A 20,525-nucleotide genomic window follows, 5' to 3' on the forward strand; every position below is an offset into this window, starting at 1 on the left:
AAAGGAGGTCACCGTGTCCAACACCATCACCCCCGAACTCGTCAGTCTCGACGTCGGGCTCGGATCCGACAAGCAGTCGGTCATCAAGTCCCTCGCGGAACGCGTCGTCGCCCAGGGGCGCGCGACGGATGCCGACAAGCTCTTCCGCGACGCCTGGGCGCGCGAGGAGAAGGATGAGACCGGCCTGCCCGGCGGCATCGCCATCCCGCACGCCAAGAGCGCCGCGGTGACGACCGCGTCGCTCGTGTTCGCCCGTCTGAAGCCCGGCGTCGACTTCGGCGCCTTCGACGGCCCCGCCGACCTCGTCTTCCTCATCGCAGCGCCCGAGCACGCGGCCGAGGAGCACCTCGCGGTGCTCTCCAAGCTCGCGCGCAGCCTCATGCGCGACGAGTTCACGGCGGGGCTGCGCGCGGCCGAGACGCCGGCCGACGTCGTCGCGATCGTGGATGCGGCGCTCTCCGACGAGCCGGCTCCCGCAGCTGCCGCCGCTCCCCCAGCAGCCGCCGCTCCGGCCGCCGCAGCACCGTCGGCCGCGACCACTGCCACCGCTCAGGACCTCACGGTGGACGGGCGCCCCGCCCGGATCGTCGCCGTGACGGCCTGCGCGACGGGTATCGCGCACACGTTCATGGCCGCCGACGCGCTGACGGCGCAGGGCAAGAAGCTCGGTGTCGACCTCACCGTCGAGCCCCAGGGCTCGAGCGGCTACAAGGCGATCCCGCAGAGCGTCATCGACGGTGCGGACGCCGTGATCTTCGCGACCGACGTCGACGTGCGCGAACAGCAGCGGTTCTCCGGCAAGCCGGTGGTGCGATCGAATGTCAAACGCGGCATCGAGCAGCCGAACGAGATGATCCACGAGGCCGTCGCGGCGGCCAACGACCCCCACGCGACGCGCGTCACGGGTGCCGCGGCTGCCGCGAGCACGGCGGCGAGCGACGCCAACGTCGGCTGGGGCGCCAAGATCCAGCGGATCCTGCTCACCGGCGTCAGCTACATGATCCCGTTCGTGGCCGGCGGCGGTCTGCTGATCGCGCTCGGCTTCCTCCTCGGCGGGTACAACGTCAGCGCGGATGCCAGCAAGGTCATCGTCGACAATGCGCTCTGGGACCTCCCTGCGGGCGGTCTCGGGCAGTACCTCGGATCTGTCGCATTCATGATCGGCGCGACGTCGATGAACTTCCTCGTGCCTGCCCTCGCCGGATACATCGCATTCGCGATCGCCGACCGGCCGGGCATCGCACCGGGCTTCGTCGCCGGTGCCGTGGCGGTGCTCATGAGCTCCGGCTTCATCGGCGGGATCGCCGGCGGTCTGATGGCCGGATTCGTCGCCCTGTGGTTCACCCGACTCAATGTGCCGCGCTGGCTCCGAGGACTGATGCCAGTGGTGATCATTCCGCTCATCGCCTCGATCGTCGCTTCGGGAATCCTGATCCTGTTCCTCGGGCGCCCGATCGCGACCCTGATGGGGTGGCTGAACACCTGGCTGAACGGCCTGGCCGCCACCGGTGCCATCGTCGTGGTGGGTGTGATCCTCGGCCTCATGATGTGCTTCGACCTCGGCGGCCCCATCAACAAGGTCGCTTACGCCTTCGCGGTCGCCGGTCTCGCCGCCGGCTCGGAGACGAACCAGACGCCGTACCTGATCATGTCGGCCGTCATGTGCGCCGGTATGGTGCCCCCACTCGCGATGGCGCTCGCGTCGACGGTGCTTGCACGCGACCTGTTCCCGCCTGTGGAGCGCGAGAACGGCAAAGCGGCCTGGCTGCTCGGAGCCGCTTTCATCTCCGAGGGCGCGATCCCGTTCGCCGCGGCGGACCCGCTTCGTGTGATCCCCGCCTGCATGGCAGGCGGCGCCGTCACGGGCGGGCTCAGCATGGCGTTTGGTGTGACCTCCCTCGCTCCGCACGGCGGCATCTTCGTGCTCTTCGCGATCAACCCCATCTGGGGCTTCCTCGTGGCGCTCGCGGCCGGTACCGTCGTGACGGCGCTCCTCGTCATCGCCCTGAAGCGCTGGGTCGGTCGCAAGGAGCTCGAAGCGGCCGAGGCGCCGTTCGAAGCCGTCGCCGTGACGGCATGACGCGCGAAGTCCGCATGACGATCGAAGGAGACTGACCCATGCCAGAACGTCAAGCCACCATCGCCAGCAGCTCGGGGCTGCACGCCCGGCCGGCGAAGCTCTTCGTGCAGGCCGTGCAGCAGAAGGCGGTCCCGGTCACGATCGCGGTCGCGGGCGGCCCGGACCTCAACGCCGGCAGCATCCTGTCCCTCATGGGACTCGGCGCGGCGCACGGCTCGGTCGTGACGCTCAAGGCCGAGGGCGACGGCGCCGACCAGGCGCTCGACGAACTCGTCGTGCTGCTGGAGACGGATCTCGACGCCGAGTAGCCGCTCCGGACGACGGATGCCGCGGGCCCTCGGGTCCGCGGCATCCGTCGTTCACGCGAGAACGCGGTGCAGGAACTCCACCTCGGCGCCGCCGACCGTGTCGAACAGGGCCGACCGCTCGTGGAGCAGGCCGAAGTGCCCGCCCTCGATGCGCAGGAGCTCGCCGCCTGCGGCGGCGCACCCATCCCGCGCCACGCCGGGCTCGGCGCCCGACATCGCGTCGTCGTCCGCGACGACCCACAGCGACGGGCATGCGATGTGCGGGGCCAGGATGCTCATCGTGAACGGCGCCGGCGCGCGCAGCGACGCCATGCGCGCCGTGTTGCGCCAGGTCGATCCGGGCCGCATCCCGTACTCGCCGAACCAGGCGGCCGCCGACGGGTCGGTGAGCAGCGGGTCCGCGTCCGCGCGATCCAGTGCGACGACGGGATGCGGGTCGCCGATGCGGGCCGTCGTCGGATCGACGCTCCGCGCGAACTCCGCCAGCGCCATGAACTGCGAGCCGTCGGGATCCGGCTCTCCGAAGCTCGTCCCGCACGCGGGCACCTGCACGACCAGCGCCGCGATCGCCGGATACATCGCCGCGAGCGCCGCCGACACCGCCCCGCTGAAGCTGTCGCCCCACAGGGCGATCCGCGATGCGTCGACCGCCTCGTGCGACCGGACGAACGCGACCGCATGCTGGTAGCCGCGCAGCTGCAGCCATCTGCTGATGACGCCGGGCTCGCCGCCGCTGCGCCCGAATCCCTCGTGGTCGAACAGCAGAACCGCGAAGCCGGCCGCGTGCAACACCTCGGCGTAGTCGTCGACGACCATGCCGAACGCCGTGCACGAGAAGCCGTGGGTCATGACGACCGCCGGCCGCGGTTCGTCGTGGGCGTAGAGCCGGCCGCGGATCGTGGCCGCAGCGCTGGGGAACGAGACATCCATCATCACGGCTTCAGTCTTGCCTGGGCCGATCCTCTCGGGAAGCGGGGGCCGTGGACTCGCGGAGGATGATCCGCCCGTGGTCGGGCTCGGGCACCCGGAGGTCGAGGTCGGGCTCGAGCTGGCGCAGCACCGCGGCGGCCGCCTGCCGACCGAGCGCCTCCGGCTGCAGGTCGACCGACGAGATCGACGGCGTCGCCGTGCGCAGGCTGTCGGCATCCGACCCGCACACGACGCGGATGTCGTCGGGAACCCGCACTCCCCGAGCGACCAGCCCTTCGACGAGACCACGGGCGTGCTCGCTCGTCAGGCAGTAGACGCCGTCCGGCCGCTGGGGCAGAGCGAGCAGCTCGTCCGCGGCCCGGACTCCCGCCGCGCGCCCCTCGGTCTCCGGGGCGTACAGGACGATCTCCTCGCGGCCGGCCTCGCGCATCCGCTCGCGGTAGCGCTGCTCCGTCGCGGCGTTCCACTCGATCGGGTCGACGCCGTTCACGAGCGCCAGACGCGTGGCGCCGGCATCCGTCAGATGATCGAGCACGCGATCCGTGATCGCCGGAGTGGCGATGTCGATGACGTGCGGGTCGTCCGGGTCGTTCACGTCGGCCCCGACGAGGGTGTAAGGAGTGTGGCTCGAGCGCAGTCGGGCGACGAGGACGTCGTCGGCGACGGGGTCGGTCACGACGATGCCGTCACAGGCGTAGGCCGTGACGGGGGCCCCCGACACGGTCGGATCGGCGACGAGCATGAGGGCGTAGCCGTGCTCCAGCGACGTCAGCGCGGCGGCACCCGCGAAGCGCGGGAAGTAGTCGACGTCACTGAGGTCCTGCGGGCGCTCCCCCACGGCAGGTCGCAGCACGAGCCCGATCACGCCGAGCCGGCTCTTGCGCAGCCCGCTCGCCACGACATCCGGGTGGTAGCCGAGCTCGGATGCGGCGGCGCGCACCCGGGCCTGGGTCGCCGGATTCACGACCCCGTTGCCGGAGAACGTGTGCGACACCGTGGTCACCGAGACACCCGCCCGGCGGGCCACGTCGCGGATCGTCGAGCGCTGCCGGGCCATGCCGGGATCATAACCCGCGGATTCGCCTTGCCCAAATCGTTTTGGGTACGTAGCGTGGCCACCCGAGCGAGGACGACGACGTTCCGCGACCCGCAAGAGACAGCCCAGAATGACCTGGAGGATCCCGTGTCACAGACGACACCGACTCAGAAGACTCCCGCCCCGAAGACGACAGAGCAGCCGCCGAGCACGCCGGACGAATTCGCGCTGACCACCGCGACCGACAGTCCGACGCGCGTCGAGACCCATGGCATCGACTTCATCCCGGCCTCCGAACGGCACGGCCGCGCCCGCGACCTGTTCGCCGTGTGGGCTGCGCCGAACGTCAACTTCCTCGCGGTCGTCGTGGGCGCGACCCTCATGGTCATGGGCCTCAACCTGTGGGAGGCTCTCGCCGTCATCGTGATCGGCAACGTCTTCTCGATCATCACCGGCATCGTCGCGGGCTCCGGCCCCGCGGCCGGCACGCCGAGCGAGGTCATCACCCGCGCGATGTACGGCATCACCGGCAACCGCTTCAACGTGGCCATCGCCGGCTGGCTGATCAGCGTCTGCTACCTCGCCATCAACTGGGCCGCCGCGACGACAGTGGCCGTCGGCCTCCTCGGCCGCATCGGCGTGCCGTCGAACGGCTGGACGATCGCCGTCAGCGCCGTCGTCATCGCCGCCGCGACCATGGTCATCAGCGTGTACGGCCACGGCCTGATCATGCGGCTCTACCAGCCGCTCGCCGTCGCGCTGGCGATCATCTTCGCCGGCATGGGCGTGTTCGTCGTCGGCGGGGCGCACTGGACCTTCACCTCCGCCCATCCGCTCTCCGGGGTGGAGCTCGTGGCGATGATGGCGGCCGGCATCGCGCTCGTCGCATCCGCCCCGCTTTCGTACACGAACAGCGCCGACTTCTCGCGCTACCTGCCCAGCCGCACGCGCGTCCGCGACGTGGCGCTGTGGACGACGCTCGGCCTCGTCATCCCCGGCATCCTGGCGACGTTCGTCGGAAGCCTCGCCGCCAGCGCCGTGGACATGACCTCGCCCGAGGCGGGGCTCGAGAAGCTCCTGCCCGCGTGGTTCGCGCCGATCTTCCTGATCTCGGTCATCGTCGGCACGATCGCCAACAACGCCATGACCGCATACAGCTCCGGGCTCGCCCTGCAGGCGGTCGGCGTGAAGCTGCCCCGCTCGCGCACCGTGCTGCTCGACGGATCCGTCGGCGTCGCGATGACCCTCTTCGCCCTGCTCGTCTGGAACTTCCTCGACAGCGTGTCGAGCGCCCTCCAGCTCGGCGTCACGATCCTCGCCCCGATCATGGGCGTCTACCTCGCCGACATGCTGTGGCGCCGCAACCGCTACGACGGGCCCGCGCTCGCCGACGACTCGCGCACCGGCCGCTTCTGGTTCGCCGGCGGCTTCCATCTCGCCGGAGTCGCGGCCGTGCTCGTCGGCATCGTCGCCTCGCTCATGTGCAGCGCGACCCTCGTCTTCGTCGGCCCCATCGCGGCCGCGATGAGCGGCATCGACCTGTCCGTGCCGGTCGGCCTCGTCGTCCCGTTCGTCATCTATCTCGTGATGGTGCGGTCGTCGCGCCAGTCGAAGGAGTCCCTGTGAGCACCCTGATCCACTACCGCGGCGGTGCGATCTTCACCTCCGACACCCAGCCCTGGGCCGAGTCGATCGTGGTCGAGGACGGGCGCATCGCGTACGTCGGCGACACCGCCACCGCGGACGCGCTTCCCGTCGACGAGGTCGTCGAGCTCGACGGCGCGGTCATGCTGCCCGGCATCGTCGACGCGCACACGCACCTCGTCGGCATGGGCGAGTCGCTCACGCAGATCGACCTGCAGGATGCCGAGGATCTCGCGGACATCCAGGGCCGGCTGCGGGATGCCGCGGCATCCGCCCCCGGCACCGAGCGCATGATCGGCCGCAGCTGGCTGTTCTCCGCCCTCGACGGACGCCCTCCCCACCGCGACATGATCGACGCCGTCGTCTCGGATCGCCCGGTCTACCTGAACGCGAACGACAGCCACTCCGCGTGGGTCAACAGCGCCGCGCTGGCCGAGCTCGGCATCGACGACGACACGCCCGACCCGCTCGGCGGGACGATCGAGCGGGATGCCGCGGGCCACGCCACCGGGATGCTGCGGGAGACCGCGGCCCTCGGGCTCATGCGCGACCGACTGGACGAGCTCGTGTCGGACGCCGCGCGCGAGGACGCCCTTCGCGCCGCGTTCGACCGCTACCTGGCTGCAGGTGTCACGGCGGCCGTCGACATGGCGCTCGGCGAGCCCGAGCTGCGGGCGCTCGTCGCCGTGCAGACCTCTCGCGGCGGAAGCCTCCCGATGCGCGTCGCGGCGCACTGGGTCGTGGACCGCACGGGAACGCCCGAGGGCGACCTCGCCGGAGTCGCCCGCGCGATCGAACTCGCCGCGGAGCACGCCGGCCCGTGGCTGCGGGTCACCGGCATCAAGCTCTTCGTGGACGGCGTGATCGACAGCTGCACCGCGGCGATGCGCGCACCGTTCGCGGACGGCTCGCATCCGGAGGCGCTGTGGGACCTCCCCTCGCTGTCGGCCGTCGTGACCGCCGCGGATGCCGCGGGCCTGCAGGTCGCGATGCACGCCATCGGGGACGCGGCATCCGCCCTCGCCCTCGACGCCCTCGACGCGGCTGTCGCCGCCAACGGACCGCGCGCGGACCGCCGTCACCGCATCGAGCACCTCGAGACGGTGGATGCCGCCACCCCGACGCGGCTCGCACGCCTCGGCGTCATCGCCTCGGTGCAGCCGGTGCACAGCGACCCCGCGATCCAGGAGAACTGGCGCGCGATGCTCGGGGACGCCCGGGTCGAGCGCGGATTCCCGTGGGGCGAGCTCGCGGATGCCGGCGCCACCCTGGCGCTCGGCACCGACGCCCCCACGGCTCCGTACGACCCGCTGGCGAACCTGTACATCGCCGCGACGCGGAAGTCGGCGTTCGACCGGTCGCTGCCGCCGAACATCCCGCGCCATGCGATGGCGATCGCGGATGCGGTGCGTCGCGCGACCCGCGATGCGGCCTATGCCGCCCGCTGGGACGGCGAGCTGGGCGTGCTGCGCCGCGGAGCTGCGGCCGACTTCTTCGTGATCGACGTCGACCCCTTCCGCGACGGCGCCGACGTGCTGCTGGACTCGGCCGTGCGGTTCACGGTGCTGGCCGGTGAGGTCGTGCACTCGGCTGCCGCCCTGCGGGCCTGACCGCCGCCCCACTGTTCGGCTGTCACCTTCCTCGTCTGCAACCCAGGATCGTGACAGTCGAGCATCACTCGGCAACTCGCCCCCACGGTTCGGCTGTCACGTTCCTCGTCTGCAACCCAGGATCGTGACAGGCGAGCATCACTCGGCAACTCGCCCCCACTATTCGGCTGTCACCTTCCTCGGCTGCAACCCAGGATCGTGACAGTCGAGCGGGCCCAGACCCACTCGACCTCTACCGGCGTGCGGCCCTCCGCACGAGCAGCGCGACGTGCAGGGCCGCCTGGGTCTCGCCGTCGTCGAGATCGGTGCCGAGCAGATCCTCGATCAGGGCGATGCGCTGGTAGAAGACCGAGCGCGAGAGATGCGAGGCGGATGCGGCGGCCGTGCGGTTGCCCGGATGCGCGAGCATCGCGCCCAGCACATCCAGCAGATCGCCGTCGCGTGCGAGGTCGTAGTCGATGAGCGGCGAGAGCATCCGCTCGCCGTGGTCGAGCAGCCGATGATCGTCACGCAGCGCGGTGAGCAGGCGCACGAGCGGCCGGTCGTCGCCGCGCCGCACCCGGAGTCCGCGCGCCTCGCGCCAGCCGCCTCCGGCGGCGAGGTCGATCGCCTCCTGCAGCGACGCGAGCGCCTCGTCGAGACCGGATGCCGACGCCCCGACCGACAGCACGGTGCGATCGGCGCCGTCGCCTGCCGCGGCGCGCGCGAACGCGCGAGCCGTCCGGTCGTCGAACTCGACACCGACCGGAAGGGACAGCAGCACGGCCGCCGCCGGAGCCGGAACCCCCGCGGGCGCCGAGCCGGTCAAGGCTCGTCCGCGCAGGCCGCGGGCCGCGGCATCCACCGCCTCCGACGAGATCGGCGCACCCGAGAGCACGAGACCGTACAGGCGTGCACCGGTCACGGGCAGTCCCGCGGCCTCGAGGCGGGCGGCCGCAGCGCCGGCGCCGGCGAAGCGGCCCGCCAGGAGGGCGTCGACGAGCCGGCGGCGGCCGAGCCGGGCCCACTCGTCGGAGTCGCCGTCGGCGATACGTCCCAGGGCGAGGGCGATGGCCCCCTGCTCGAGCACGCCACGGCGGCCAGCGGGATGCGGCGGCCCGGGGAGCAGCAGCAGGTGACCCCAGCGCGTGCCGCGCGCCTCGACGGGAACCACGAGCCAGTCCCCCGGGTCGCGGTGCGCGGAGCGGGAGCGATACTCCCATCCCGTCAGCAGCTCCTCCTCGAGGGACGGAGGCATGTCCACGGCGATCACCTCGTGCGCGAGGTTCTCGAGCACGACGGGTGCACCGAGGGTCTGCGCGAGCTGATGCACGACGTAGTCCGCCGGCGCACCGCGCAGGGCGAGCGCCGTGAACCGCTCCCGCACCTCGTCACGCGCGCGCAGCGCCGCGGTCTGCTCCGAGATGATGCGGTTGTGCACCGCCTCGGTCACGGCGACGAACTTCACCTCGCGGTGGAGGGTGGCCAGCGCCAGGTCGTGCTCGCGCGCCGCCTCGCCCACGACGGCGGGTAGGTAGCGGTAGTGCGTTCCGAGCTCGAGGACGAGCCCCGACAGTCCGGCCGCGACGAGGTCTGCGATGAATGCGCGGAGCGCGGCGGGGTCGGCGGGCCAGCCGCTGCCCGTCGACAGCAGCAGCTCGCCGCCGTTGAGCAGTCGAGCGACGCCGGCGCTGTCGGACACGTGCACCCACCGCACGCGCGCGTCCAGCGCCGCCCCTCCGACGACGATCTCGGGCAGCCCGTCGACCACCTCCGGCAGGGCGAGCACCTCACGGACCGTGGGAAGGCTCGCGTCGGCTGCGGCCGCGTTCGGACGATCCGTTCGGATCGACGCATCTTCGCGACGATCATCCATGCGTCTCCCCCTCGGACCGCTGTCACACTTGAAGACATCAGCCTAGAGGATGGCCGCACGATCTGTCCGGAACGAGAGGGACACCATGAGCATCACTGAGACTTCGCCGGCCGCTGCGGCCGAAGCATCCATCCCGCACATCGGCCATTGGATCGACGGCGCCGTCGTGGCGTCGACGTCGGGCCGGACCGCGCCCGTGTACAACCCGGCGACCGGCGCGGTCGCCGCCGAGGTCGCGCTGGCGGATGACGCGGAGATCGCGACGGCGATCGCCTCCGCCGTTCGCGGCTTCGAGGTGTGGTCGCAGTACTCGATCGCGAAGCGGCAGTCGGTGCTGTTCGCGTTCCGCGAGCTGCTGAACGCGCGCAGGGGCGAGCTGGCCGCGATCATCACGTCCGAGCACGGCAAGGTCCTCTCGGACGCCGCGGGCGAGATCGCGCGGGGCCTGGAGGTCGTGGAGCTCGCCACCGGCTTCCCGCACCTGATCAAGGGCGCCTACAGCGAGAACGCCTCCACGGGCATCGACGTGTACTCGCTCAAGCAGCCGCTCGGCGTGGTCGGCGTGATCTCGCCGTTTAACTTCCCGGCGATGGTGCCGATGTGGTTCTTCGCGATCGCGATCGCCGCCGGCAACGCGGTGGTCCTCAAGCCGAGCGAGAAGGACCCGTCCGCAGCCCTGTGGATGGCGAAACTGTGGCAGGAAGCGGGCCTCCCGGATGGCGTGTTCACCGTGCTGCAGGGCGACAAGCAGGCCGTCGACGGGCTGCTGACCTCCCCCGATGTCCAGTCCATCTCGTTCGTCGGGTCGACCCCGATCGCGCAGTACATCTACGAGACGGCGTCGAAGCACGGCAAGCGGGTGCAGGCCCTCGGCGGTGCGAAGAACCACATGCTGGTGCTTCCGGATGCCGACCTCGATCTGGCGGCGGACATGGCGGTCAACGCGGGGTACGGCGCCGCCGGTGAGCGCTGCATGGCGATCTCCGTCGTCCTCGCCGTCGAGCCCGTCGCCGACGAGCTCATCGCGAAGGTGCAGGAGCGCATCGCGAAGCTGCGCATCGGCAACGGCGCGGGCGACGCGCAGGGCGAGCCGGACATGGGACCCCTCATCACCGGCGTGCACCGCGACAAGGTGTCCAGCTACGTCGACATCGCCGAGGCGGACGGCGCGACCATCGTCGTGGACGGCCGCAATTTCTCCGTCGACGGCCTCGAGGACGGGTTCTTCTTCGGTCCGACGCTGCTGGACAATGTGCCCACGACGAGCCGCGCGTACACGGAGGAGATCTTCGGCCCGGTGCTCTCGGTCGTGCGCATCGAGTCGTTCCAGGAGGGGGTGGACCTGATCAACTCCGGCCAGTTCGGCAACGGCACCGCGATCTTCACGAACGACGGCGGCGCGGCCCGCCGGTTCCAGAACGAGATCCAGGTCGGCATGATCGGCATCAACGTGCCGATCCCCGTCCCGGTCGCCTACCACTCGTTCGGCGGATGGAAGCAGTCCCTGTTCGGCGACGCGAAGGCGTACGGCGTGCACGGGTTCGACTTCTTCACCCGCGAGAAGGCCATCACCAGCCGCTGGCTCGACCCCGCCACACGCCACTACACCGAAAACCGTGGCATCAACCTCGGCTTCCCCCAGAACAACTGAGACGATCGGTCGTCGAGCGAGCGAGGAACGAGCGAGACTCAACGACCGGCATGGAGTAAAGGACCCTCCGACATGAGCGACACCCTGACCATCGAACCCGACCTCGAGACCGAGGCACGGGTGCGGGCCGACGACCGCGCGCACGTCTTCCACTCGTGGAGCGCCCAGGCGCTCATCGACCCGCTGCCCGTCGCCGCCGGCGAGGGCTCGACCTTCTGGGACTACCAGGGCAACGCCTATCTCGACTTCTCGTCACAGCTGGTGAATCTGAACCTCGGGCACCAGCATCCCGACCTGGTCCGTGCGATCCAGGACCAGGCCGGCCGTCTCGCGACGATCCAGCCGTCGATGGCCAACGACGTGCGCGGCGAGCTCGCCCGCCGCATCGCCGAGGTCGCGCCCGGCGACCTGAACAAGGTGTTCTTCACGAACGGCGGCGCCGACGCCAACGAGAACGCCGTCCGCATGGCGCGTGCCGTGACGGGCAAGCGCAAGGTGCTGTCGATGTACCGCAGCTACCACGGCAACACGACCACCGCGATCTCGCTGACCGGCGATCCGCGGCGCTGGGCGAACGAACCGGGCGACGGCAGCGTCGCCCACTTCTTCGGTCCGTACCCCTACCGCTCGCCGTTCCATTCGACGACTCCTGAGGAAGAGGCGCAGCGCGCGCTCGAGCACCTCGAGCAGGTCATCGTCCTCGAGGGTGCCTCGACGATCGCGGCGATCATCCTCGAGTCGATCGTCGGCACGAACGGCGTGCTCGTGCCGCCGCCCGGCTATCTGCAGGGCGTCCGTGAGCTGTGCGACCGGTTCGGCATCGTCTTCATCGCCGACGAGGTCATGGTCGGCTTCGGGCGCGTCGGCGAGTGGTTCGCCGTCGACCGGTTCGGCGTCACCCCCGACCTCATCACGTTCGCAAAGGGCGTGAACTCGGGATACGTGCCGCTCGGCGGCGTCGTCATCTCGGACCGCATCGCGAGCCACTTCGACACCGTGGCGTTCCCCGGGGGCCTGACGTACTCCGGACACCCGCTGGCGTGTGCGGCCGGAGTCGCCACGTTCGAGGTGTTCGAGCGCGACGGCATCCTCGAGCGCGTCCGTGATCTCGGCACGCGGGTCGTGGAGCCTCGCCTGCGGGAGATCGCCGCGAACCATGCATCCGTCGGCGATGTGCGCGGCGCGGGGCTCTTCTGGGCGATCGAGCTCGTCAAGAGCACGGAGACGCGCGAGCCGCTCGTGCCGTTCAACGCGGCGGGTGCGGACGCGGCACCGGTCGCCGCCGTCGCCGCAGCCTGCAAGAAGGCCGGCGTGTGGCCGTTCACGCACTTCAACCGCCTGCACGTCGCCCCGCCGCTCGTCATCGCCGAGGACGAGCTGCGCCACGGACTCGACGTCATCGACCGCGCCCTCGAGGTTGCGGACGAGTACGCCGTCTGACCTGGGGAAACGGAGAGGGGATGCCGCGGCTCGCGGCATCCCCTCTTCGCGTCTGCGTGCCGTCCGACCGCTCCGGATCGAACCATCCGGGGTGTCAGGTGCGTGACATCTGTGCGCCTGCTGAGTGCGGGAATGGGATGTCCTGCACCGACGTTGCATCTATTCCGGTGCATAGTGCATACCGGGGATTATGCGCCGGCGGAGGGAAGACCGTGGGCAAGAACTACGTCGATATCGAAAAGGAAAGCGGCGAGACGCTGCGCTACCGCAAGCACGTCAATGGCCGGGGACTCATCGCGCACGGCGCGAAGGTCCACCCGACCGCTGTCGTGGAGACGGGCGCGTATGTCGAACCCGGAGCGCAGATCGCTGCCGGGGTGCACGTCCACCACGGAGCCTGGATCGAGTCGGATGCCGTCATCGGCCCGGAGGCTGACATCGCTGCGCACGCGCACATCGGCCCCGGCGCCGCCATCGGCGCGCGCGCGAAGATCGGGGTCCGCACGACGGTGGGCGATCACGCCATCATCGCGATGGGCTCGCTCATCGGCGACGACGAGATCATCGCCGACCGCGAGCACGTCGCGACCGACAAGCGAGGTCTGCGCCTGGCCGCCTGATAGCGCGCAAACGCGTCGCGCCGCCTATGCGAAGAGCATGAGCACGAAGCCGATCAGCGGCAGAGTGCCCTGCAGCAGGGCGGCGCGTAGGTATTTCAGTCCGGTGGTCGTGAGCACGAGTGCCGCCGCGACCATCGAGCCGAGGCTGAACAGCACGAGTGTGCGACCGGCGACCAGTGCATCCGGTCCGCCCATCGCGAACAGCAGGATGCCGAGACCTGCCCCGATGGCCAGGAACAGGTTGTAGAACCCCTGGTTGTACGCCATCGGCCGCACGGTGTCGGCGGCCTGCTGGTCGGCGATACCGAACCGCCGCCAGACGACGGGCGTCGTCCACCGCACGCTCTCCATGATGAAGATGTAGACGTGCAGGAGCGCGGCGAGCGCCGCGAAGACGAGCGCGAGGATACCGATCATGCGCACACGGTACCGCGCGGCCCCTCCCCCGTCCGGGATTCAGTCTCCTCGACCTGCGGGTGCCGGTGGATGGCCGACTCGGTGCCTACCAGCGCGCGGCCGGACTGAATCCTGAACCGCATGCGCGGACCGAGGCACGAACGGGCATGGGGCCGAACGGGCGCCGACCGGCGCCGACCGGCGCGGGTCGGGACTGAATCCCGAACGGGGCATCGGGGCGAGCGCCGCCGCGGTCGGCGGGATACTGTGGGCGACATGGCGAACGGCAGGCAGAGCGGCCCGCGCCCGGGCAAGCCCGGCGGAGGCAAGCCCGGCGGAGGCAAGCCCGGCGGAGGCAAGCCCGGCGGAGGGACGCCCGGCCCAGGCAAGCCGGGCGGAGGGAAGCCGACGAAGAGCAAGCCGCGGCAGCCGGCCGCGCCTCAGCCCGTCATGCCGGAACCCGAGCCGGCCGAGTCGTTCACCCTCGGGGCGGTCCCGGGCGCGACGCCCGGCAAGTGGATCGACATCTGGAACGAGCGGATGCCGCGCACCCGCCTCGACCTCGTCCCCGTGAGCGTCGCCGAGCAGCGCGACGCACTGCTGCGGGGTGAGGTCGACGCGGCGCTGGTGCGGCATCCGATCGATCAGGACCGCCTGCACGTCATCGGGCTGTATGACGAGGTCGCCGTGGTTGTCGTCGCCGCGGACTCCCACCTCACCGCCGCCGACGAGCTCGACGCCGCCGATCTCGAGGGCGAGGTGCTCATCGTGCCGCAGGACGACGTGCTGCATCTCGAGGTCGACGGCACGGTCGCGCCGCGCTTCGATCCGCCCGAGACCACGGCCGACGCGATCGCCGCCGTGGCGGCAGGGGTCGGCATCGTGATCGTCCCGATGTCGCTGGCCCGCCTGCATCACCGCAAGGATGCCGCGTACCGGCCGCTGCGCGACGCTCCGTCGTCACGCGTCTCCCTCGCATGGGTCGCCGATCGCACGACCCCCGAGGTCGAGGCGTTCGTCGGGATCGTGCGCGGCCGCACCGCGAACTCCTCCCGCTGACGCGGCACCCGAGCCCCCATTCCTTTTCCGAACCCTCACCCGATTCACGCGAATCGAGCGTGGGCTCGCGAATCGAGCATGGGCTCGCGTCGCGCGTGGGCTCGCGAATCGAGCGTGGGCTCGCGAATCGAGCGTGGGCTCGCGAATCAAGACGGCGCACGAGAGGCGGGGGATGTCGCCGACCTGGGTCTCTGCGACATCCCCCGCGGATACGACGTACGGGCGATCGGCACTCCCCATGTGCCCCCCAGTGATCCTCCGCTGCCCCCAGCAATGCGGGTGTTCCCCCCGGACCCCGCTCTGTGCAACGCCGTTCCACAGTGTCAGAGCGGGTGCCCCTACCCCTGATACACGGAATCTTCAGAAACCTGCGCCGTGCACCTGGAACGACGAGACGAGGCCCGTCCGCGCTGATGCATCCGCGAGCGCAGCCGACGGCGTGAGCCCCGCGACGAGGCCCGCGTGCATGGCGCCGAGCAGTTCGCAGGCGATGTCGTCCGCGACGATCACGGGGGTTGCGACGACGGCGTGCGTCCCCGCATGCAGCCACACGCGCGTCATCCCGACGGCCTCCTCGCCCCACCGCACGGAGGACCGGCCGACCTCGCAGGACGACAGCACGACGATCGACGGCACCCGCGGGATGCGATCCACGTCGTAGCCGAACAGCGTGCCGTCGGCGAGCTCCATACCGGAGAACAGCGGGTTGGATGCGGCATGCCGCCCGTGCGCCGCGACGTGCAGGACGCCGACCTCCGCGGCCAGGTCGGCCACCGCATCCACCGTCGCGTCCTGCCCGCGGAGCACCCGGGCGGACGGCCAGACGGAGGCCGCCGCATCCGTCTCCTCGTCCCCGCGAGCGACGCGGGGGCCGACCGCGAAGCCCGCCGTCCGCGCCGTCGCGGCGCCGGTGTGGGCGACCCATCGCGTCACCGACGCGGCGATGGTGAATTCGCGCCCACGCAGCGCGGGGAGCATCGCCCACGGCAGCCCGCCGAGGACGCCGGGCACCGTGATGACGATCCGCTCGGCACCGGCGAACGCGACCGCCTCCTCGAGCAGCGCCGTCGAGATCGCGGCGAGCCGGTCGTCGAGCGTGCGCTTGACGACCTCGACCATGGGGCCGGAGTGGATCGAGGCCGCCATGTCGAGGTCGGCGCGGAGCCCCGGCAGCATCCGGTGCACCGCATTCCAGCCCGGCAGATCGATGATCCTCGCGCGATCGCGCGTGAGGACGAGAGCTGTGAGCACGTCGCCGGAATAGACGAAGTTGAGCAGCGCCGTGCGGTCGTCCAGCGCGTCGCGCAGGGACTCGAGCGTGACGCGACGATGGATGCCGGCAGCCCCCGTCGCGGACCACTGGCGCTCCCGCGCGCGCTCCTCGAGCGCCGCAAGCCGAGGATCGCGGCGCCACGCGCCGGTCGGATCGTCGGCGCGCAGGTGGCGCAGCTCGGCGAGGTCGGCGGCCAGCTGCGGGTCCCGCGGCGGACGGATCGCGACCACCTGCTGGCTGAGGTGTCGGGCGCGCTCGGACCATTCGAAGAGCACATCGGGGCGCCGTGTCCGCACGGCCGATGCGAGCCCCGCGACGATGAGGTTGCGACCGTGCGCCGACAGCGACGTCTGCAGGTCGAGGCTGCCGAACGCGGCCTGCCACTCGGCGAGCTCGTCGAGCCCCGCCGACACGTGCCGGCGCACCTCGGCCTCGCGACCTGCGGCGACCGCACGCTCGGCCCGCGCCTCGTGGGCGAGCAGGCGCACCTCGAGCGAGGCGGTGCGCGGCACGCGCAGCACGCGCGTGCCGCTCGGGCCGGCCTGCGGATGCCGCGACCGCCAGATGTCGAGCGACAGCCGGAGCGCGGCGGCCTCGCTCGCGAAGCCGAACCCGTCGAGGGCGGATGCCACCGCCTCCGCCTCTGCGGGGTCCACGGCCCGCCGCGGCTCGGGCACGGGCCCACTCAGCGCGGGCGCGCCGGCCGCCAGTTCGGCGCGGAGGCGGATGGCGTCGGCCCGCGCCGCCCATGCCTCGTTGCCGACCGTGCGGAATCGCTTGGCGGATGCCGCGGCCGTCTTCCGGGCCTTCGGCGGGTCGTGCATGAGCTGCGAGCGCGCCAGCTGGAACTCCGTCTCGGCGCGCGACTGCGGCATGCGATGGCGACCGAAGATCGGGGCGGATGCGGCGAGCAGCGCCTCCGCTTCGCGGGTCTGCCCCGCATCCCGCAGCACCTCCGCCCGGTCGATGTCGCAGATGGCGGCTGCGACGGGGGATGCGGCAGCCAAGGGCCGTGCCGCGAGCATCCCCTGCAGGGCCGACACGAGATCGCCCCGAAGAAGCTCGACGTACGCGCGGTTGTGCTGCGCCTGGCCTTGCTCGACGGTCAGCCCGGCCGCCGCGAACGTCTCGATCGCCGCGTCCATGTCGGCTATCGCGCCGTCGAAGTCCTGCATCTGGAGTGCGACCATGCCGCGGCTGAGCAGCATGCGGGCGGCCTCGACCGTTCCGGCTCCCAGGCCCTCGATCGCCGCGCTGAGCCGTTGCTGAGCCTCGACCAGCCGCCCGTTGTACATCGCAAGCGTTCCCACCTGCCCGAGGATGGCCGCCCGGGTCCGGTCGCTGAGCCCCACGATCCTCGAGGCCGCAAGGGCGACGTCCTCGGCCTCGTCGGGGTGACCGGTCCGCTGGAGCACCACTGCACGAGTGCCGAGGATGCGCGCACGCATGTCGGGATCCGGATCGCCTGCCTCAGCCAGATCCAGGGCATGCGAAGCCTCGGCATACCGACCGCCCATGCTCAGAGCAACAGCGCGCCGATGCCAGGACTCCCCGGATCGAGACACGACTACATCTTCTCGCGGATCATTCCCCTGCGTGCGTCGGCCGGACCCAGGGGCCGGGCCACGGGAAGCGAGGCGCCCGAACCGTCAACCGGAACGCCTGGACGGGCGTCCCGTCCCCGTCACTGCTCGCTCGGGGCCACCGCCACCCCCGCGTGCGTCTTCTCCAGGTGGGCCGCGACCCCCTTCAGCAGGGCGATGCGCGCCGCCCGGTCGACCTCTCCGCCCATGAGGTGCTCGGAGAGGTGAGATGCGAGCAGCCCTGCGATGTGGGGCGCTGCGAACGAGGTCCCGCTCCACAGTCCGAACCCGCCCGTGCAGTCATCCGGGTCGATCGTCTCGCGGCGGAGGCCGTACCGATCGTTCCGAGTCCCCGCCTGGATGCCGCCATTGAACGGAGGCGTCGTGCTCAGCACCGAGACTCCGGGGGCGTACACCCGCACCCATCCACCGATGTTGCTGAACAGCGCGACCGTACGGTGGTTCGGATTGAGCGCCCCCACCGAGAGGTGCGGCGCCACGTCGTCCGGATCCTCGACGACGAAGTCCGCACCGGGCCAGTCCCACAGCGCGGCGGGGAATGCCGGGCGATCCGTCGCGTCGTTGCCGGCAGAGCACACGACTGCGCACCCCTGCCGGCGCGCCGCCACGAGCAGCTCGGACAACGTGTGGTCGAAGAGCTCGTCCTCGGGAGTCTCGTGGTAGTAGCCGAGCGACATGTTGATCACGTCGATCCGGCGCCCGCCCTCGTCCTCGGGGGTCGCCATCCACCTGACGAGTGACCGCACCGCCATCATGAAGTCGCCTTCGAGAAGCACGCCGGCGCTGTTCGCCACGCGGACCGCGATGAGGTCGGCCTCCGGTGCGAGCTGGCGGATGATCCCCGCGATGAAGGTGCCGTGCCCGGATGCGGGGTCGATGGCCCCGTCGAACTGTCCGATGAGGTCGCCGTGCAGCTCGGGATCGGTCGCCGCGCGGTGCTCGCCGATCGCATGACCGTCGAACGAGGGCGTCCGCGTCACGATCTCGTCCGTCAGCCAGGGATGCACGCCGCATCCGGTATCGAGAATGGCCACGACCGGACGGCGTCCTTCGGACGCCAGCGCCCCGGAACGCGCGGGAGCCGGCCCGATGTAGTCGACCACCTGTCTTCCGCCGCTGCCCGGCTGGGCGTAGCTGTCGGTACCCGGCGCGTTCGTGCCGCCGAAAGGGTTCGTGCCGCCGAACGGGTTCGTCCCGCCGAAGGGGTTCGTCCCCCCGAAGGGATTGGTCCCGCCGAACGGGTTCGTCCCCCCGAAGGGGTTCGTCCCCCCGAACGGGTTCGTCCCGCCGAACGGATCGATGGTGAGCACATGGTCGAGGCTGACGCCGGGCACATCCGGCTTGCCGCCGTTCGTGCTGACCCGGGCCCGGGCGCGCTGCAGCAGGCGCCAGGCGTCGATCGGCGGCACCGGCTGATCGTCCTTGTCGGGGCTCGGCGCCGGGAAGATCGACACGCGGTGCACCGTGGGAAGGTCGAGCGCATCGCGCCAGCGGCGCGCACGGGCCGACGCATCCTCCCGGCTGACCGGCGTGCCGTCCATGTTCTGCAGCTCGATGCCCCAGCCGAAGTCCGACGCGGCCTCCCCCAGCAGGTCGAGCAGCGCGTCCAGCGCTCCGTCGGCGACCGTCACCAGCAGGTGCGACCGGTCGTACGAGGTCGGATAGGCGTTGACCCCCTGCACAGGCTCACTGGCCGGATCGAGCGGCACGCCCTGCGCTCGGGCGGCGTCGTACCGATCACGCCAGGAAGCGGCCGGGCGGTCAGCGGACGAGTCGGGGGGAAGGTCTGTCATCGCCTGTCCTCAAGGTCACACTTCGAACTGCGGGGTCTGGAAGTCGTGGAGGTCGCCTCCCTCGTCTCGCACGGCCAGCTTGAGGCGCGACACACCGGCAGGGACGCCGTCGAAGGCGAAGCGGCCGTGCTCGCCGAGCTCGGCCGGCAGCTCCCGGGTGGCCTGGACGAGGCGGACCGCGAGGGCCGAGGCATCCACCCATCCGTCGATCCGGTGCTTGCCCGACTCGGTCTGCGTGATGTGCAGCAGCACGGTCGTGGTGCCGTCGCTGAACTGCAGCGTCATGGTGTCCGAATCGCTGCGGGTGGCGGCGAGGTTCGTCTCCACGAGCGTCAGCAGCGCGTACTCCCGCGACAGGTCCTCCACGGCGACCGCCGCCACCATCCTGTCGACGAGGTCGGCCGGCATCGGGTCGACGTCCTCCCACACCGAGCGAAGTCGTGCGAAGAGCGCGGCATCCGCCGCGAAGTCCTCAGTTTGCATCGTGGTCCCTCCATCCGTCGCCCTCGAGCAAGGCGCGCAGCTTTCCCAGGCACCGCTGGCGCGTCGGTCCGATCAAGCCGACCGGCATCGACAGGTCCGCGGCGATGCGCGCGTAGTCTGGCCGGTCGTCGAACGCGATGACACGCAGCAGGCGCTGGCATCGGTCGTCGAGTTTGCCGACCGACGTCCACAGGCGCCGCTGGTCGTCTTCGACCCCGGCGGTGTGCTCGGCCGACTCGTACGTCGGAAGGTGGGGTTCCAGGTGCTCGACCTCGGTCGGATCGGCGCGGCGCTGCAGTCTGCCGACGCGCCACGCTTCGCGGCGCGCGCACATCGTCAGCCATCCGGACACCGCACGAGGATCGATGATCGTCTCGTGCCGGCGCACGAGCGTGAGCCACGTGGTCTGGACGACGTCCTCGGCGAGCGCGGCATCGAGCCCGTACGCGCGCACGACGTGCCAGAGCACGGGTGTCATGAGGCGCACGAGCTCGTCCATCGCACGGGTCTCACCCTCGCGCCAGCGCAGGAACAGGTCTGCCGCGTGCTCCCATCGTGCGGGCGCGGCCGAATCGTCGGATGCCGCAGCCCACGCGTTCCCAGTACGCTCTTGGCCGTCCGGCTCCGACCGATCGATGTCGGTCATAGCGCCCATTGTCTCCACATAGGGAACGAGTGGGAAGTGTTTCGCTTGATACAACCCCTTCGGAAATCTCCAGGGACGGATGCGTCGGCCCGCGGCC

Annotated in this window: 16 protein-coding genes; 8 read left to right on the forward strand and 8 right to left on the reverse strand. The window is 71.1% G+C overall.

The window, feature by feature from the left end:
• The first annotated feature begins 13 nt into the window (after positions 1 to 13).
• Together SM116_RS17370 and SM116_RS17375 are read left to right on the forward strand one after the other, a co-directional pair.
• On the forward strand, positions 14 to 2,080 hold the full coding sequence (locus SM116_RS17370) for a PTS fructose transporter subunit IIABC (RefSeq protein ID WP_320942218.1): 2,067 nt from the start codon (positions 14 to 16) through the stop codon (positions 2,078 to 2,080).
• A 38-nt stretch (positions 2,081 to 2,118) separates the two neighbouring features.
• Entirely contained in the window at positions 2,119 to 2,388 is a 270-nt protein-coding gene (locus tag SM116_RS17375; protein WP_320942219.1) for an HPr family phosphocarrier protein, read from the forward strand.
• Positions 2,389 to 2,439: 51 nt separating this feature from the next.
• Here SM116_RS17375 and SM116_RS17380 read toward each other — a convergent pair whose 3' ends face one another.
• Positions 2,440 to 3,321 carry an alpha/beta hydrolase gene (locus SM116_RS17380; protein WP_320944206.1) on the reverse strand — a complete coding sequence of 294 codons (882 nt, stop codon included), beginning with the start codon at positions 3,319 to 3,321 and terminating at the stop codon, positions 2,440 to 2,442.
• Between the two features lie 7 nt (positions 3,322 to 3,328).
• Positions 3,329 to 4,375 carry a LacI family DNA-binding transcriptional regulator gene (locus SM116_RS17385; RefSeq protein WP_320942220.1) on the reverse strand — a complete coding sequence of 349 codons (1,047 nt, stop codon included), beginning with the start codon at positions 4,373 to 4,375 and terminating at the stop codon, positions 3,329 to 3,331.
• A 126-nt stretch (positions 4,376 to 4,501) separates the two neighbouring features.
• On the opposite strand from SM116_RS17385, the gene SM116_RS17390 reads away from it, so the two are divergent.
• Entirely contained in the window at positions 4,502 to 5,980 is a 1,479-nt protein-coding gene (locus SM116_RS17390) for a purine-cytosine permease family protein (protein ID WP_320942221.1), read from the forward strand.
• Positions 5,977 to 7,608 (forward strand): amidohydrolase, encoded by a 1,632-nt coding sequence (locus tag SM116_RS17395; RefSeq protein WP_320942222.1) that lies wholly within the window; start codon positions 5,977 to 5,979, stop codon positions 7,606 to 7,608. The genes SM116_RS17390 and SM116_RS17395 overlap by 4 nt, the downstream gene beginning before the upstream one ends.
• 232 nt (positions 7,609 to 7,840) lie before the next feature.
• Here the strand turns inward: SM116_RS17395 and SM116_RS17400 are convergent, their stop codons facing one another.
• On the reverse strand, positions 7,841 to 9,463 hold the full coding sequence (locus SM116_RS17400; protein WP_320942223.1) for a PucR family transcriptional regulator: 1,623 nt from the start codon (positions 9,461 to 9,463) through the stop codon (positions 7,841 to 7,843).
• 85 nt (positions 9,464 to 9,548) lie between these two features.
• On the opposite strand from SM116_RS17400, the gene SM116_RS17405 reads away from it, so the two are divergent.
• The 3 genes from SM116_RS17405 to SM116_RS17415 all read left to right on the forward strand — a co-directional run bounded on the left by SM116_RS17405 (position 9,549) and on the right by SM116_RS17415 (position 13,174).
• Positions 9,549 to 11,114 (forward strand): CoA-acylating methylmalonate-semialdehyde dehydrogenase, encoded by a 1,566-nt coding sequence (locus SM116_RS17405; protein WP_320942224.1) that lies wholly within the window; start codon positions 9,549 to 9,551, stop codon positions 11,112 to 11,114.
• A 72-nt stretch (positions 11,115 to 11,186) separates the two neighbouring features.
• Positions 11,187 to 12,554: an aspartate aminotransferase family protein gene (locus SM116_RS17410; RefSeq protein ID WP_320942225.1), complete on the forward strand. Its 1,368-nt coding sequence runs from the start codon at positions 11,187 to 11,189 to the stop codon at positions 12,552 to 12,554.
• A gap of 212 nt (positions 12,555 to 12,766) precedes the next feature.
• Complete coding sequence (locus SM116_RS17415; protein ID WP_320942226.1) at positions 12,767 to 13,174, forward strand: transferase; 408 nt, start codon at positions 12,767 to 12,769, stop codon at positions 13,172 to 13,174.
• A gap of 24 nt (positions 13,175 to 13,198) precedes the next feature.
• Here SM116_RS17415 and SM116_RS17420 read toward each other — a convergent pair whose 3' ends face one another.
• Entirely contained in the window at positions 13,199 to 13,591 is a 393-nt protein-coding gene (locus SM116_RS17420) for a DUF1304 domain-containing protein (protein ID WP_320942227.1), read from the reverse strand.
• Between the two features lie 255 nt (positions 13,592 to 13,846).
• On the opposite strand from SM116_RS17420, the gene SM116_RS17425 reads away from it, so the two are divergent.
• Complete coding sequence (locus tag SM116_RS17425; RefSeq protein ID WP_320942228.1) at positions 13,847 to 14,629, forward strand: LysR substrate-binding domain-containing protein; 783 nt, start codon at positions 13,847 to 13,849, stop codon at positions 14,627 to 14,629.
• 360 nt (positions 14,630 to 14,989) lie between these two features.
• Here SM116_RS17425 and SM116_RS17430 read toward each other — a convergent pair whose 3' ends face one another.
• The 4 genes from SM116_RS17430 to SM116_RS17445 all read right to left on the reverse strand — a co-directional run bounded on the left by SM116_RS17430 (position 14,990) and on the right by SM116_RS17445 (position 20,428).
• Positions 14,990 to 17,350: a CHAT domain-containing protein gene (locus SM116_RS17430; RefSeq protein ID WP_320942229.1), complete on the reverse strand. Its 2,361-nt coding sequence runs from the start codon at positions 17,348 to 17,350 to the stop codon at positions 14,990 to 14,992.
• Between the two features lie 236 nt (positions 17,351 to 17,586).
• Positions 17,587 to 19,299, reverse strand: a complete 1,713-nt coding sequence (locus tag SM116_RS17435) for a S8 family peptidase (RefSeq protein WP_320942230.1) — start codon at positions 19,297 to 19,299, stop codon at positions 17,587 to 17,589.
• A 15-nt stretch (positions 19,300 to 19,314) separates the two neighbouring features.
• A complete protein-coding gene (locus SM116_RS17440) occupies positions 19,315 to 19,782 on the reverse strand; it encodes a hypothetical protein (RefSeq protein WP_320942231.1) in 468 nt (155 codons plus the stop codon).
• Positions 19,772 to 20,428: an RNA polymerase sigma factor gene (locus tag SM116_RS17445; protein WP_320942232.1), complete on the reverse strand. Its 657-nt coding sequence runs from the start codon at positions 20,426 to 20,428 to the stop codon at positions 19,772 to 19,774. The genes SM116_RS17440 and SM116_RS17445 overlap by 11 nt, the downstream gene beginning before the upstream one ends.
• Between the last annotated feature and the right edge of the window lie 97 nt (positions 20,429 to 20,525).

The organism is Microbacterium rhizosphaerae (assembly GCF_034120055.1).
In the GTDB taxonomy this organism is placed as follows: domain Bacteria; phylum Actinomycetota; class Actinomycetes; order Actinomycetales; family Microbacteriaceae; genus Microbacterium; species Microbacterium rhizosphaerae.